Origin of the sequence: Caballeronia sp. LZ024 (assembly GCF_031451455.1) — a bacterium.
GTDB lineage: Bacteria > Pseudomonadota > Gammaproteobacteria > Burkholderiales > Burkholderiaceae > Caballeronia > Caballeronia telluris.
Genome location: NZ_JARUXL010000003.1, coordinates 205,711 through 220,707 on the forward strand (window position 1 = coordinate 205,711; position 14,997 = coordinate 220,707).

13 protein-coding genes are annotated in these 14,997 nt (G+C 66.2%); 3 read left to right on the forward strand and 10 right to left on the reverse strand.

Annotated features, from left to right (window positions below; translation table 11 throughout):
• Positions 1–84 precede the first annotated feature (84 nt).
• From QCE48_RS18825 to QCE48_RS18870, 10 genes are all read right to left on the reverse strand, one after another.
• Positions 85–1,797, reverse strand: a complete 1,713-nt coding sequence (locus tag QCE48_RS18825) for a ShlB/FhaC/HecB family hemolysin secretion/activation protein (protein WP_309784402.1) — start codon at positions 1,795–1,797, stop codon at positions 85–87.
• Positions 1,798–2,107: 310 nt separating this feature from the next.
• Entirely contained in the window at positions 2,108–2,464 is a 357-nt protein-coding gene (locus tag QCE48_RS18830; protein WP_309784403.1) for a RidA family protein, read from the reverse strand.
• Between the two features lie 54 nt (positions 2,465–2,518).
• Complete coding sequence (locus QCE48_RS18835; RefSeq protein ID WP_309784404.1) at positions 2,519–3,649, reverse strand: FAD-binding oxidoreductase; 1,131 nt, start codon at positions 3,647–3,649, stop codon at positions 2,519–2,521.
• Entirely contained in the window at positions 3,642–5,036 is a 1,395-nt protein-coding gene (locus tag QCE48_RS18840) for an FAD-dependent oxidoreductase (protein ID WP_309784405.1), read from the reverse strand. The genes QCE48_RS18835 and QCE48_RS18840 overlap by 8 nt, the downstream gene beginning before the upstream one ends.
• A complete protein-coding gene (locus QCE48_RS18845; RefSeq protein WP_309784406.1) occupies positions 5,026–5,370 on the reverse strand; it encodes a (2Fe-2S)-binding protein in 345 nt (114 codons plus the stop codon). Before QCE48_RS18845 ends, QCE48_RS18840 begins: the two co-directional genes overlap by 11 nt.
• A gap of 8 nt (positions 5,371–5,378) precedes the next feature.
• Entirely contained in the window at positions 5,379–6,521 is a 1,143-nt protein-coding gene (locus QCE48_RS18850; RefSeq protein WP_309784408.1) for an FAD-dependent oxidoreductase, read from the reverse strand.
• The gene (locus tag QCE48_RS18855; RefSeq protein WP_309784409.1) at positions 6,518–7,315 is read right to left on the reverse strand and encodes an ABC transporter permease; all 798 of its coding nucleotides are present in this window, start codon (positions 7,313–7,315) and stop codon (positions 6,518–6,520) included. The genes QCE48_RS18850 and QCE48_RS18855 overlap by 4 nt, the downstream gene beginning before the upstream one ends.
• A 16-nt stretch (positions 7,316–7,331) precedes the next feature.
• Positions 7,332–8,204, reverse strand: a complete 873-nt coding sequence (locus QCE48_RS18860) for an ABC transporter permease (RefSeq protein ID WP_309784411.1) — start codon at positions 8,202–8,204, stop codon at positions 7,332–7,334.
• Positions 8,191–9,261: an ABC transporter ATP-binding protein gene (locus QCE48_RS18865; RefSeq protein ID WP_309784412.1), complete on the reverse strand. Its 1,071-nt coding sequence runs from the start codon at positions 9,259–9,261 to the stop codon at positions 8,191–8,193. The genes QCE48_RS18860 and QCE48_RS18865 overlap by 14 nt, the downstream gene beginning before the upstream one ends.
• Positions 9,262–9,328: 67 nt before the next feature.
• Positions 9,329–10,393 carry an ABC transporter substrate-binding protein gene (locus QCE48_RS18870; protein ID WP_309784413.1) on the reverse strand — a complete coding sequence of 355 codons (1,065 nt, stop codon included), beginning with the start codon at positions 10,391–10,393 and terminating at the stop codon, positions 9,329–9,331.
• Between the two features lie 139 nt (positions 10,394–10,532).
• On the opposite strand from QCE48_RS18870, the gene QCE48_RS18875 reads away from it, so the two are divergent.
• The 3 genes from QCE48_RS18875 to QCE48_RS18885 all read left to right on the forward strand — a co-directional run bounded on the left by QCE48_RS18875 (position 10,533) and on the right by QCE48_RS18885 (position 14,978).
• Positions 10,533–11,459, forward strand: a complete 927-nt coding sequence (locus QCE48_RS18875) for a LysR substrate-binding domain-containing protein (RefSeq protein WP_309784414.1) — start codon at positions 10,533–10,535, stop codon at positions 11,457–11,459.
• A 110-nt stretch (positions 11,460–11,569) separates the two neighbouring features.
• Complete coding sequence (locus tag QCE48_RS18880) at positions 11,570–12,337, forward strand: inositol monophosphatase family protein (RefSeq protein WP_309784415.1); 768 nt, start codon at positions 11,570–11,572, stop codon at positions 12,335–12,337.
• Positions 12,338–12,758: 421 nt separating this feature from the next.
• The gene (locus QCE48_RS18885) at positions 12,759–14,978 is read left to right on the forward strand and encodes an ATP-binding protein (RefSeq protein WP_309784416.1); all 2,220 of its coding nucleotides are present in this window, start codon (positions 12,759–12,761) and stop codon (positions 14,976–14,978) included.
• Positions 14,979–14,997 lie beyond the last annotated feature (19 nt).

Sequence of the window (14,997 nt, forward strand, 5' to 3'; positions counted from 1 at the left end):
CATGCTAAGAAAATCTGTGCTGCATCTGCGTTGAGCGAATAACGTGCCCCGTGACACATGCGTGTCACTTCAGGCGGCGCGCCATCAGGAGCCGATCAACACGTAAAGCATCCCTAAAGGCGACTTGGACCCATTGGGCACGGCCGCGCGCAGCGGGAACCCATAGATCCCGCGCACGTTGATATAGCGTCGAAGCTGAAAGCGGAAACCCGCGCCCACGCTCACGAGCGATCCGTTGTTCGGCTCGGTCGGCTGGTCGATGCGATTCCAGACGCGGCCCGCATCGAGGAAGACGAACGGTTGCAGCGCGACGCCGCTCGAACCCATGACCCACGCGGGCGTGCGCACTTCGGTCTGAACGTTCCAGCCGCGATCGCCCTGCACGACGTAGGGGTCATAACCGCGCACGCTGCTCTCGCCGCCAAGGCCCATTTCCTCGCTCGGCAACAGCGTGTCGGGCGTCCACTGGAACATGCCGCGTCCCCAAAGCGCGAAGCCGGGGCCGATCGTCACGTCGCGCTGGGCCGACAGCTGCAAGTACGCATAGCGTGGCGTCGCGCCGTGGCGTGCGGTGTCGAAGGCTTCATCCTGATTGTCGCCATCGAGACGGCCCGGGCTCAGCACGAGCGTCGCGTTGGCGCGCGCCTGACCGAGCGCATCGAGCCGGTTCACGTCGTAGGCGAACACGAACTGATGAATGTGCGTGTTGGAATTGAAAACCTGAAAGCCGCCGAATTCCAGGTCGTTGTTCGAACGCTTGAAGTCGTAGCCGAACTGGATCTGCTGCTGCCATCCGTCGAGCGGCGCAAGACGCCAGTCATAGCGAAAGCTCATCTGCGCGGAGATGCCGGTCTGGCCGTAGCTGTCCGGAAGCCGCGGCGTGCTTTGCGCATAGACGCCGAACAATTCGATGCGGTCCTGCCACGGCAACGGCGCCGAATAGTTCAGCGCATGCGCGACGAAACGCGGCCGGTTCGTGCGCCCCTCGATGTACGGATTGCCGCCGAAGAGATCGTTGCTCGCGGTCGCCTGATAGGCGATCTGCTGATCCAGCCCGAACAGGTTGCCATAGTCGAAACCCGCAAAGAAGCGGTCGCGGCCCAGTTGCGGAACGCCGGCGTTGTCATAGCCGGCCGAGACCCGCAGCGGAAAGCGGTCTTCGGTTTGCAGCACGACGTTGGTGGTGTTCTCGGCCTCGCCGGGCGCATACACCACGTCGACGGTGCGATACGGATTGGCGTTGAGCATCGACAGGCCCGAAGCGACGTCGGATTCGCGAATCGTGGCGCCGCTTTCGAGCGGCATTTCACCCGCGAGCAGCGCGCTCGAAAAATGACGGTTGCCGCGCACGACCACTTGTCCGAGCCGGTAGCTCGCCACCGTGATGTGCACGACGCCGCTCGATACGTCCTGCTCGGGCGCATAGACATCGACGAGCGGCAGGCCCGCGTCGCGGTATCGCTGGACGACGGCCCGGCGAATCTCGGCAAGGCGTCCGAAGCTCAGCGGCCGTCCGAGGTCCGGCGCGAATCCGGCGAGGAAGGCTTCGTCGAGCAGCGGAAGGCCGGACGCCGTGATGCGCCCGTTCGATGCGCTCGATCTGGCAATCGGGGCGACGGGCGCCGCGCTCGCCGCCGGATCGAAGACCAGTCCGTTCAGCGTCTGCACGGCGATCTGCGGCGAATCGGTCGCGGGCTGCGGCGGCACGGGCGGCGCGACGGGGCGTGGGGGCGTGGGCGGCGCCGCTGGCGTGACGTCGCGATAGGACTGCGCGAGCGCCGAGGACGTCAGCAACATGAGTGCGACCGTGCAAGGCAGGCTCAGGTGTGCCGGCCTCGCGAGTCGGCGTTTCTTGGTATGGGGTCGAGTCAATGTGCAGGCTGCCGTCGGAGGGGCGCGCCGGCGAGAGTGTCGGCAAGGCATCTGTCGTGAGGCATGCGTTTCTCCGACGGAGGCAGGCGGCGCGTCCTGCAACGGGTTTGTATGCTGTCGTTTGAGTTCCGTTAAGTTATAGCAGACCGGCCTCCACGGCTACCCATCGGCATCCGGCTAAATCGGACAATATGAACGGCAGTTATAGCCGGCATTTTCGGCCGGCTTCCTCGCGCTATCGGTCGAGCGCCGTCACCGAAATCTCGACCAGCAAGTCCGGCGCCGCAAGCTGCGATTGAACCGTCGCACGCGTCGGCGCGCAGCCGGATGGCACCCAAGCGTCCCACACTTCGTTCATGCCCGCGAAGTCGCGCGCGATGTCCGCGAGCCAGACCTGCGCCGAGACGAGCCGCGTCTTGTCGATGCCGGCCTTTTCCAGAAAGCCGTCGATCTTGTCGAGCACCTGCGCGGTCTGTGACTTGACATCCGGCGTGCGCTCGTTCGCGGTTTGCCCGCCGATAAACACGAGTCCCGCCGCCTTGACGACGCGGCTCATGCGCTGATTGGTTTCGATTCTGACGATATCGCTCATGCGTAAAAGCACTCCTTGGTAACGATGCCGCGCACCGGACGATGCGCGGAAAAATCAATGCGCCGTCGCGCCGAAGCGGTCGATCGCGAAGGCATCGAGCGGCAGGGAAGCGCGCCCGTCGAGCACCAGTTCGGAGACGAGCTTGCCGCAGCCCGGTCCGAGTTGAAAGCCGCTGCCGCAATAGCCGAACGAGTAAGTGAGGTTAGACGCGCGACGGCTCGTCGAGATGACGGGCAGCGAGTCCTCGGTGAACGCTTCCACGCCCGCCCACGCGCGATTGATGCCGAGATGCCGCAGATGCGGGAAGAGATCGACGACCGTGTTGGCGCTGCGAACGAGCCGCGCAAAATCCACTTCGCCGTGACGCGCGGGCAGGTCCGCGATGCCGATCAGCTTGCCGCCGATCACGACCGTGCCGTTGTCGAACTGCTTGAACGACAGCGGCCGGCCGGTCGCGCCGAGCGTCGAGCGGCAAAACGGCGCGACACGATGCGTGACCATCAGCATCAGTCCTTCCGGATGCACGGGCACCGGCTCGCCCACTTGCCGCGCGAGTTCGCCGGCCCACGCGCCCGCCGTCACGACGAGCTGTTGCGCCGCATGCGTGCCCGATGCCGTATGCGCGAGCCAGCGCTCGCCGCGTTGTTCGATGCGCGTGACGGCCGTGCCTTCATGGAACGCCGCGCCATGCTTTTGCGCGGCGAGCCGGAACGATGCCGTGGTCCGGAACGGCAACGCGTAGCCGTCGCGCTCGACCCAGATTCCGCCCGTCACGTGCGGCGCGATGTTCGGCTCGAGTTCGAGCAGCGCGTCGCGGTCGATGATCTTCTCGTGCGTGAAGCCATGCGATTCGAGCAACGCGACGCGCTCGCGGCATTCGTCGAGTTCGGCTTCGGTCTCGGCGATCTTCATCTGGCCGGACGGCACGAAGCCGCCATCGTCGCCGATCGTGTCGGCAAGCGTGTGCCAGATTTCACGCGACATCAGCGAGAGCGGGATTTCGGGCAAAAGCCGCCCGAGCGTACGCACGCCGCCCGCGTTCACGCCCGACGAATGCCGTCCGACGTAATCGGCTTCGAGCACGGTGACGCGCGCGCCGCGACGCGCCATGTGAAACGCGCTGCTCGATCCGTGCAGGCCGCCGCCGACGACGAGCACGTCGGATTCGGAGACGGGCTTATTCACCGGCGAGTTCTCCGAGCGTGAGCGGCTTGATTGGCGGACGGATGCGGTAATAGCCGACCGCTTCGGGTTCGACGTTGCGCGCGCTCGCGATGACTTCCGTGACGGTCAGGCCGCACATGCGTCCCTGACACGGACCCATGCCGCAGCGCCCGAACGACTTCGCCTGATTCGGTCCGAGGCAGCCGAGTTCGACGAAACCGCGCACGTCGCCCGCGGTCACTTCCTCGCAGCGGCAGACGATGACGTCGTCGGCGGGAATGCGGTTCGCGTCGCGCGGACGATAGAGGCTGTCGAGGAACGGGCGGATGCGCATGACATCGGCGAGCTTGCGGCGATGCGGCGCGGCCAGCCGGTCGCGCGCGGCGTCGTCGATCGCGCCGAGTTGCGCCGCGACCGCGAGCGCGCCAAGTTCGCCTTCTTCGGCGGCGGCCTGTGCGCCGCCGATGCCCGAGCCGTCGCCGGCCACGAAGAGGCCGGGCACGTCGAGTTCGCCCCAGGCGTCCGTCACTGGCACGAAGCAGAGCTGCGCGGGATCCCAGCGATGCTTCGCGCGCAGCGCGAGCGTGAACTGCGTATTCGGCACGACGCCCTGATGCAGCAGGATCACGTTCGCTTCGATGCGATGCGCCTGACCTTGCGTCGTGAAGTGCAGCGCGCCTGCCCGCTCGACGCCGTCCTCGCCGCGCTTCGCTTCGACGCGCAGATCGTCGGCGGCTTCGTGCATCGGCACGCCGGCTTCGCGCAGCGTGCGCATCAGTTGCAGGCCCTTGCTCAGGAACGGCCACGCACGCAGTGCCGAGAGCAGATGACGCTTCGCGCGCCAGCGGTCTTCGTGGCGCGTGGTATCGACGAGCGCGCGAATCGGCACACCCGCACGCACGTATTGCCAGCCGAGGAGATAGAGCAGCGGGCCGCAGCCGACCAGCACCGGCGGCTCGGTAGGCACTTCGCCCGCGCTCTTCAAGAGGATCTGCGCGGCGCCCGCGGTCAGCACGCCGGGCAGCGTCCAGCCGGGAATCGGAAACGGACGTTCCATCGCGCCGGTCGCAAGGATCACACGCTTCGCCTCGAAGCTGCCGACCTTGCCGTCCTTCAAATAGTGGACGCTGCGTTCGCGCGTCACCTGCCACACCGACGCATTCGCGACATAACGCGCGCCCGAGCGTGCGAATGCATCGGCGAGGGTCGCGCCCGCTGTGTAGTCGGGACCGAGAATTTCGCGGCGACGCGCGTCCGTGCGCTCGATCGCCCGGTAAATCTGGCCGCCGACCGCGTCCTGTTCGTCGAGCAGGACGACGGAGAGGCCCGTCGAAGCCGCGCGCGTCGCGGCGCTCAATCCGGCCGGGCCCGCGCCGATCACCACGACATCCACTTGTTCAGCGACCATGGGCGTTCTCCATCGATTCGGATTCGACCGGCGGCAGATCGCGCGCGCCTTCCTGCGAATGGATACGCATGCCTTCCTTCACCGTCACCATGCAGCTTTGCCGACTCGGCACGCCGTCGATCTCGACGAGGCATTCGAAGCACGCGCCCATCATGCAGTAGGGCGCGCGCGATGCGCCCGAGACGGGCGTCGCGCGAAAGCGGTCGATGCCGGCGGCGAGCAGCGCCGCCGCCACCGAGCGCCCGCCGGGCACGCGCAACGGGCGGTCGTTGAACCAGATGTCGATGGGCGCGTCGGCGCCGGGTAAGGCCCTGAAAAGCGGTGTCGAAGTCATGATGAGATTCAGTGTGCGGGTGTCGGTTCGGCGCGGGCACCGGCGAAGCGGCTGCCGGTGAAGGCGGGGATTTCTTCGGGCATCGCGCCGCCCGCGATCCACGGCGCGATGCGCATCGCGTGCGCCGCGGCGAGCGTGACGCCGCTGTGGCAGGTCACGACGAACGCGCCCGGATACCGCGCCGATTCGTCGTAGATAGGGAAGCCGTCCGGGCTGTAGACGCGCAGCGCCGCCCACGTGCGCACGAGCCGCACGTGCTTCAGGAGCGGAAACGCGCGCACGCCGCGTTGCGCGATGTTCGAGAGCACGTGGGTCGTGGTGAAGTCGTTGTAGCCGACTTCCTCCATCGAATCGCCGAACTGCACGGTGCCTTCGTCGGTCTGGCGCACGTTCATGGTCGGATGATGCAGGAATGGCGCGACGCGTTCGCTCACGAGGATTTGTCCGCGATTCGGCGCGACGGGCGCGTGCAGTCCCACGTGCGGCGCGAGCGCGCGGTTGCCGAGGCCCGCGCACAGCACGACGCGCGGCGCGCGCCACACGCCGCGTTTGCCGTGCACGGCGAAGCCGCCTGGTTCCGGCACAATGCGCTCGGCGCCGTCGCCGCTCACCAGTTGCACGCCGCGATGCTGCATGCCCGCATGCAGCGCGCGCAGCAGCTTGAGCGGATTGACGTGGCCGTCCATCGGCGTGTAGCTCGCGCCGACGACCTCCGGCCCGATGGCCGGCAGCAGGTCGCGCAGCTCATGCGCATCGAGCAGACGATACGGATAGTCGCCGCCCAGTTCGGCTTGCAGCGTGGACAGGCGCTTCTCGCGCTCGGCGAGTTCTTCGTCGGAGAAGCAGAGGTGAAAGCCGCCCGGCTGACGCAGCGCTACATCGACGCCGCTTTCTTCGAGCAGCGATGCCGCGAGCGCCGGCCAGCGCGTCGCCGAACTGCGCGACCAGCGCGCATACGGCGTGAGTCCGTAGCCTTTGCCCTGAATCCACACGAGTCCGAAGTTGCCGCGCGACGCACGAAAGCCGCCGTCGTCCTGGTCGATCACCGTCACCTTCGCGCCTTCGCGCGCGAGGCCATATGCCACCGCCGATCCGACCAGTCCGCCGCCGAGCACGAGCACGTCCGGGCTTGCGGATGTATTGCCTTTCATCGAGCTTCTCCGATAAGAATGCGGTCGAGTCCGACCATCCGGTCGAGCAGCACCATCAGTACGACCGTGCCCACGATCATCACCGCCGACACCGAAGCGACGAGCGGATCGATCGTCTGCGCGATCTGGTTGTACATGGCGACGGGCAGCGTGGTCGTGCCGGGCGTCGCGACGAAGATGGTCATCGTCAGTTCGTCGAAGCTCTGGATGAACGAGAGCACCCAGCCGCCCGCGACGCCCGTGCGGATCATCGGCAGCACCACGCGGCGAAACGCGGTGAAGCGGCTTGCCCCGCACGAGAGCGCGGCGCGCTCGGCATCGCGATCCAGCCCGACCGCCGACGACAGCGCGAGCCGCAGCGCATACGGCAGCACGACGATCACGTGCGTCGCGGTGAGCGCCCAGAACGAGCCGCTCAGGTGCAGGAGCGACAGGAAGCGCAGGAACGCGATGCCGAGCACGACGGCGGGAATCATCATCGGCGAGAGGAAGAAGCTCACCAGCGCGGCGCGGCCCGGAAAGCGATAGCGCGCGATCGCGAGCGCCGCGGGCACGGCGAGCACGACGCCGATCGTCGCGGCCGCGAACGCGAGCCGCACCGACAGCCAGAACGCCGCGACGATGTCGCCGTTCTCGACGATCGCCCTGAACCAGCGTAGCGACGCGCCGTCGAACGGCATCGAGATGAAGCCCTTGTCCGTGAACGCGACCAGCATCACGACGACGAGCGGCGCCAGGATGAACGTCAGAAAAAACGCGTTGAAGAGCAGGCCCCAGAATCCGTTTTGCTTCATGTGCGCCTCGGCTCCGTCAGTCGAAAATATGCTTGAAACGACGCTCGGCGAGCTTGCTGCAACCCGTCACGATCGCGACGTTCGCAATCAGCAGCAGCACCGCGATGCTCGCGCCGAGCGGCCAGTTCAGCGTGCCGAGGAACTCGTCGTAGGCGGCGGTGGCGACCACTTTCAGACGCCGTCCGCCGATCAGCGCGGGCGTCGCGAACGCCGAAGCCGAGAGCGCGAACACGATGATCGAACCCGACAACACGCCCGGCATGATCTGCGGCAGCACGACGCGCCGGAACACCGTGAACGACGACCCGCCGAGCGAGAGGCCCGCCCATTCCACTTGCGGATCGAGCTTTTGCAGCGTCGCCCAGACGGACATCACCATGAACGGCACGAGCACGTGCGTGAGCGCGATGACCATGCCCGTCATCGTGAAGACGAGGCGGACCGGCTCCGAGGTGATGTGCAGCGCCTGCAGCACGTTGTTGAGCACGCCGTTGTTGCCGAGCAGGATCTGCCAGCCGAGCGTGCGCACGACGACCGAGATCAGGAGCGGCCCGAGCACGACGAGCAGGCACAGCGACTGCCAGGGCCGCTTCATGCGCGCGAGCACGATCGTCTCCGGTACGCCGAGGAGAATCGAGAGCAGCGTCACGGAAACGGCGAGCGTCGCCGTGCGTAGGAAGATCGTCCCGTAGTAAGGATCGGTCACGACCTGGGCATAGTTCTTCAGCGTGTACGCGACCTGCACGCCGCCGACGTCGCTGAAGACGCGGAACGACAGCATCAGCGTCAGCACGAGCGGAACCAGCAGCAGCGTGCCGAACAGGAGCAGCGCGGGCGCGGAGAGCAGCCAGGGCGCCGCGCCCGCGCGGGTGTCGTCAAGCGTTGCCATGAGCGTTCTCCCGTTCGAGCATGCGCAGGTCGTCGTCGGTCCAGAAGACGCCGACTTCGTCGCCCTCCGAAGGCGGCGGCGCGCCCAGATTCGGCTGCGCGACGCGCAGCGTGCCCAGGCCGGTTTCGATTTCGAGCAGCCACTGGTTGCCGACGAACACGCGCGTCGCGATGCGTCCGCGCACGCGCGCGTCGCCATTGGCAAGCCGCACCTTCTCCGGACGGATGTAGACATGCACCGCGCCATCGACCACGCGCCCTTCGTGCGGCACTTTCAACGTGGTCCCCGCGACGTCGACTTCGGAGCAGCGCGGATTGCGCCGCATCACTTCGCCCGCCAGCGTATTGGTCTTGCCGAGGAAGCTCGACGCAAACGGTGTCTCCGGATGCTCGTAGGCTTCGAACGGCGTGGAAAGCTGCGCAATCCGCCCGCGATACATCACGGCGATGCGGTCGCTCATCGTCATCGCCTCGACCTGGTCGTGCGTGACGAGGATCGTCGTGATGCCGAGCCGCCGCTGGATCGCGCGCAGTTCGATGTGCATCTCCTCGCGCAGCTTGGCATCGAGGTTCGACATGGGTTCGTCGAGCAGCAGCAGTTCGGGGCGCATGGCGATCGCGCGGGCAATCGCGACGCGCTGACGCTGGCCGCCCGACAGCTCTTTCGGATAGCGCGCATCGAGCCCCTTCAGGCGCACGAGATCGAGCGCTTCGGCGACGCGCTCCGCACGCTCGGCGCGCTTCACCTTGCGCATCTCGAGGCCGAAGCCGACATTGCCCGCCACCGTCATGTGCGGAAAGAGCGCGTAGCTCTGGAACACGACGCCCATGCCGCGCTTTTCGGGGCGCTCGTTCGTGATGTCGCGGCCGTCGAGCATCACGCTGCCCGCGCTCGGCGCGACGAAGCCGGCGATCATCTGCAAGGTCGTGGTCTTGCCGCAGCCGGAAGGTCCGAGCAGCGACAGGAACTCGCCGCGCTCGACCGTGAGGTCGATGTGCTCGATGGCGGTGTAGTCGCCGTAGCGCTTCGAAATGCCTTTGAGTGTGAGGAAGGTCATGGGCGTCGGGTCCGTGGGGGCGTGGAATCCGGCGGATCGGCGAGCAGCGCGCCGTCCGCCGTGTCGCTTATCGTTCGACGGAACGGTTCCAGCGCTCCGTCCACTCCGTGCGATGCTGGTTGACGGTCGTCCAGTCCATCGCCGTCAGCTTGCCGATCTGTTCCGGACCGTATGGCACGCGCGCGGCGATGTCGGGCGGGAGCTTGACCGTCTTGTTGACCGGGCCGAGACCGATGGCCTGTGCCTGCATCGCCTGCACTTCGGGGCTCAGAAGATACTGGACGAACTGCTGCGACAACTGCGGCTGCGCGTTTTCCGCCACGGCGCACGCGGCGACCTGCAGCGCGACGCCGCCTTCCTTCGGATAAACGAACTTCAGCGGGAAGCCGGTGTTCTGCAACGCGACCGCGCGGCCGCTGCCGTAAGGCGCGAGGATCACGTCGCCGCTTTGCATGAGGCCGTCCATTTCGCCGGGTGTGGGCGCCCACGAGAGCACGTCGGGCGCGACTTGCTTGGTCATCGCCGCGAAGCCGGGGTCGATGTTCTTTTCGCCGCCGCCGTTCATGCGCGCCAGCATGACGAGCGTGTGCAGGCCATAGGTGTTCGTGATCGGCGGCACACCGAGCTTGCCCTTCAGGCGCTTGTCGGTGAGGACCTGCCACGAATCCGGCGCGGGCAGGCCGAGCTTCTTGAACGCTTCCTCGTTGTAGCCGATGCCGGTCGCCACCATCCCGACGCCGACCGACGTCGCGCCGAGCCGCGCGAGCGGATACAGGTCTTTCATGACCGGCGCATCGTCGACCTTCGCGCACAGGCCGAGTTGCATCGCCTGATACATGGGACCGTCGTCCATCACGGCGACGTTGATCTGCTGATGGCCTTTCTGCGCCTGGAGCTTGGCGAGCGTGTCGCTGGAGTTGCCCGCGACATAGACGATCTTGACGTCGTGCGCCTTTTCGAACGGCGGGATGACTTTCTGACGGTAGAGCTGTTCGTTGGAGCCGCCCACGTTGGCGACGTAGAGCGTGGTTTCGGCGTGGGCGAGAGCGGGCCCGACGAGCGCGCCGGTCAGGCCGAGCGCGGCGGCGAACGTTCGCGCAGAAGCGCGGCGGCTGTGCTGCACTTTATTCATGAACACTTCTCCATTCGATGTGGGGTTCGCGAACGTGGCGTGGGTTACCGTCCGTCGGGACAATATTGGCGCGATCGACCCATATCGTCCAATACGGATAAAATAACTATCCATACATGGTTGATATGGGTTGGATGCGATGAACCTGAAGCATATCGAGGCGTTTCGCGCCGTCATGGTCGCCGGTTCGATGACCGCGGCCGCGAAGGAACTCTTCACGTCGCAGCCGAACGTAAGCCGTCTTATTTCGCAGCTCGAACGCGAAACGGGCTTGCGGCTCTTTCAGCGCAGCGGCGTGCGGCTCATCCCGACAAGCGAGGGCAACGCGTTCTTCCGCGAAGTCGAGCGCGCCTACGTGGGCCTGCAAGGGCTCGCCAACGCGGCCGCGCAGATCCGCAATCTGGGTAGCGGGCGGCTGCGCATCGCGGCGATGCCCTCGGCGGGCATGACGCTCGTCCCGCATGCGATCAACCGCTTCCAGGCGCTTTATCCGGAGGTGACGGTATCGCTGCACGTGAACACGTCGGGCACCGTGAATCACTGGACGGCTTCCCAGTTCTGCGATCTGGGCGTCGCGGTGTACATCAGCGAGGCGTCCAATTGCGAAGTGGAACTGCTCTCGAAGGTGCCGGCGGTCGCGGTGATGCCGGCCGGTCACCGGCTCGCGAAGAAGACGACGCTCAAGCCGGCCGACTTCGAGGGCGAGCCGTTCATCTCGTTGTGTCACGGCGACGGCACGCGCGTGCAGATGGACGAAGTGTTCGAGCGGGCAGGCGTTGCGCGCGTGCTCGCTATCGAGGCGCAGTACGCGGCCATCTGCTGCGAGATGGTGCGTTGCGGCATGGGACTGACGCTTGCGCATCCGGTCGTCGCGCGAGACTTCGCGGGACCGGAAATCGCGATCCGGCCGTTCTCGCCGAACGTGTTGTTCTCGACCTACTTGCTGTTTCCGCCGCACCGGCCGCGCGAACGGCTGGCGATGGCGTTCGTCGATGTGCTTCGCAGGGAACATGATGAAGTGCTCGCCGGAGCAACCAGGCCGAGAGGACCGCGTGCACGTCGATGATCGCGTCGACGCGAAGCAGTGCGATGCTAAGATCGGTGCCTCATTCCGCCGACTGCGGCATCGACCCCGCAGCCTTGATCTGTCTGAGGGATTGCATGACCGATGCTTCGATGCAGCTTCGATTTCTGGCCGCTTGCGCGATCGCGCGGGAAGCCGGGCGCCTCGCACGCGACAGGTTTTTGACGCGCGACGAGGCGTTGACGCTCAAGTTCAAGGGCCCGCAGGACTACCTGACCGAGACGGATGGCGAAGTCGAACGGCTGATTGCCGGGCGTCTCGCCGAAGCGTTCCCCGACGACGCCTTCTTCGGCGAGGAAAGCGGCGGTTCGTTCGGACGCGACGTGTGGATCGTCGACCCGATCGACGGCACCGCGGACTTCGCGCGCGGCGTGCCATTCTTCTGCGTATCGATGGCGTTCGTGCGGGACGGCCGCGCCGAGATCGGCGTCCTGTACGACCCGATGCTCGACGAGCTTTTCGCCGCGCAGCGAGGGAAGGGCGCAACGCTGAACGGGCAGGCCATCGAGGTGAGCCCGATCGACGATATCCGGCAGTCGGTCGTCGAACTGGGCTGGTCGTCGCGCGTGGCGTTCGCGCGCTACGCGGCGCTGATGCAACGTGTCAACGACCTCGGGGCGGGAATCAAGCGGCGTGGCTCGGGCGCGCTGGGACTCGCGTATGTCGCGATGGGACGGCAAGATGCGTACTGCGAGCTGCACATCAATTCCTGGGATGCCGCGGCGGCGGTTCTGCTCGTCGAGGAAGCGGGCGGATGGGTCAACGACTTCCTGACCGAGGAATGCCTCGCGAAAGGCAATCGCGTGATCGCCTGCACGCCGAAACTTCGCGCGGTGCTCGAAAAGGCGATGGAGGAGTAGCGCGATCGCGCAAGTGTCGGTGAAGTCCGACTATGCTCGCGCGCAGCCGACAGACGCGCCGTTGACGAAGCCGTGCGCTGGCTGCACAAGAAAGCGCACGGGAAGTGCGGGCGACCTTCAACATGCTGCGCCATGCGCGTCTGAAGCCGGCAACCTGGAGCGCCGAAGGACAGTCCGATCGGTCGTGCGAAAAGGCTCGCCATACGACGAGACCACCCTTCGCCGCGGGGAAATGGGGCCGTAATAAGAAGCGATCCGATATGGACGCCGCCAGACGAGCGCGTATGCGTCATCGCACTGACGAAACATTGCGAAGAAGCATATCGGCGGGCGTTTTTTGCAATGAAATCGCCTCCGGTCCCGTTTGACGCCGCGCATCCGTCTGGATAATCTTCGGCTTCCGAAGATTGCGGGACCCGTGATGACCGAGCATCGAGAAGTATCGGCGCTGGACAGTTCCGCGTTGGAGATTCCCGTCCCGCCGAGGGACTTCGGCGCGACGCGCCGTATCCTCATCGTCGTCCTGCTGGCCTCGATCGTTACTCCCCTTTTTTTTATCATCGGCTATGGATATGTCGGCTACGAGAGCCGGCTCTCCGATTCGTCGGAAGTAATTGATCGCCTCGCGCGCGTCGCCGAGGAACATGCCGTCAAGGTGCTCGACCTGAACCGGGAGATGTCGTCGCGCATCGAGCAACTGCTGGGTTCCGATGACGACCGGCAAGTGCTCGCGCGCCAGGAAGAGGTTCATCAGATCTTAGGCGAGATGGCGGCGCGTCTGCCGCAGATCGCGGGCATCTTCGTCTTCGGCGAGAACGGCGATCTGCTCGTGAGCAGCCACTACTATCCGGCGCCGCGTCTGAATGTGCGCGAGCGCGTCGACTTCGAGACGGTGCAGAAGCGCGATTCCGAAACGGAGGTGTCGATGCCGCTACGCGACGCGCTCAGCGGCACCGACGTCTTCACGACGAACACGGCCAGGCGCGCAGCCGATGGCCGCTTTCTCGGGGTTGTCACCATTTCACTGCGCCGGGACTATTTCCTGTCCTTCTATCAGGAACTGGCGGCACGGGACAGTGCGTTGACACTCGGTCTCTATCGCCGCGACGGGGGCATTCTCGCGCGGTCGCCGCCGCCGCGGATCGCGCCGGCACCGGCTCGCAATCTGCCCTTGGCGCGCGCGATCGAAGGAAATGGCGCATTCGACCGCATCCGGATCGAGTCGACGCTCGACGGCGTCGACAAGCTGCTCGCGTACCGGCAGGTCGGCACGTATCCGCTCTACGTGACGGCCGGGATCGCGGTGTCGGCGGTGACGAGCCGATGGCTGCAACACGACGGCCTCATTGCGCTCGCGACGCTGATTCCTTGCACGGGCATCTGGCTGCTCGTCGTCTTCTCGTTGCGCAGGCTCAAGGAGGAACAGGCCGCGTGGGAGCGATGGCGGACCGAAGTCGGCATGCGGCTGACGGCGGAAGCGACCAGTCGTCAGATGCGTCGAATGGGCGCCCTCGGCAATCTCGTGGCGAACGTCGCGCACGACTTCAACAACCTGCTCATGGTCGTCAAGGCGAACATGGAGCTCGCGCGGCGCAAGGGCTTCAACGGTTTGGAGAAGGAAGTGACGGCCGTCGAGCGCGCCTCGCTCGGCGCCGAGGTGCTCGCGCGCCGGCTGTTAAGCGTCGCGCGCAAGCAGCCGTTGCGCGAGGACGCCACACAACTGAGCGGCTGGCTCAAGGACGCCGCGTCGCTCGTCGAGACTTCGCTTGGCGCGAAAGTCGAGCTGACGCTCCATGCGCCCGAGACCGTCTGGCCCGTCTACGTCGATGCAACCGAACTCGAGTCCGCGCTGATCAACATCGCGGTCAACGCGAAGGACGCGATGCCCGAAGGCGGCAAGTTCGTCATTCGCTGCGAGAACGTTCAGTTGCTCCAGGCGTCGGCCGGGCTGAAGCCGGGCGACTATGTCGTGATCGCCTGCACGGACAACGGAACCGGCATGCCGCCCGCGGTCGTGCAGCGCGCATTCGAGCCGCTCTTCACGACGAAGGCGACGAGCGCAGGCACCGGCCTCGGCCTCGCGCAGGTGTTCGCGATGTGCGAGCAGGCGGGTGGCACCGCGCGAGTCGACAGCGTCGTCGGCCACGGCACGACGATCCGTCTCTTTCTTCCGCGCTGGGCGGGTGAAGCAAGGCGGGAAGCCGCCGAACTGTCGAAGCCCGAGAACGTGGCCGAGGTCGCGAATCAGGGATCGGTGCTGCTCGTGGAAGACAACGTCGAAGTCGCGGCCGGTCTCGCTGCGGTGCTCGAAGTGTTCGGCTGGCGCGCGCGCCACGAACTGACCGGCGACGCCGCCCTTCAGTTGCTCGAAGACGGCGAGCGATTCGACCTGATTCTCTCGGACATCCAGATGCCCGGCCTGAACAACGGGATCGACGTCGCGGAGAAAGTCCGGCGCGCGTGGCCGCATCAGGCGATTGCCCTGATGACCGGCTACGCGGAGGAGTTCGAGCGCGCCAAGCATGCCGGCGTGACCATCCTGTCCAAGCCCTTTAACATCGACGACCTGCAAGCGTTGCTTCAGCGCGTCCATGTCTCGACGCGGACCGCCGGCCCGGGCACGGAACTCCGGTTCAGCTAGCGGGCGCGTTTGCGGTCAG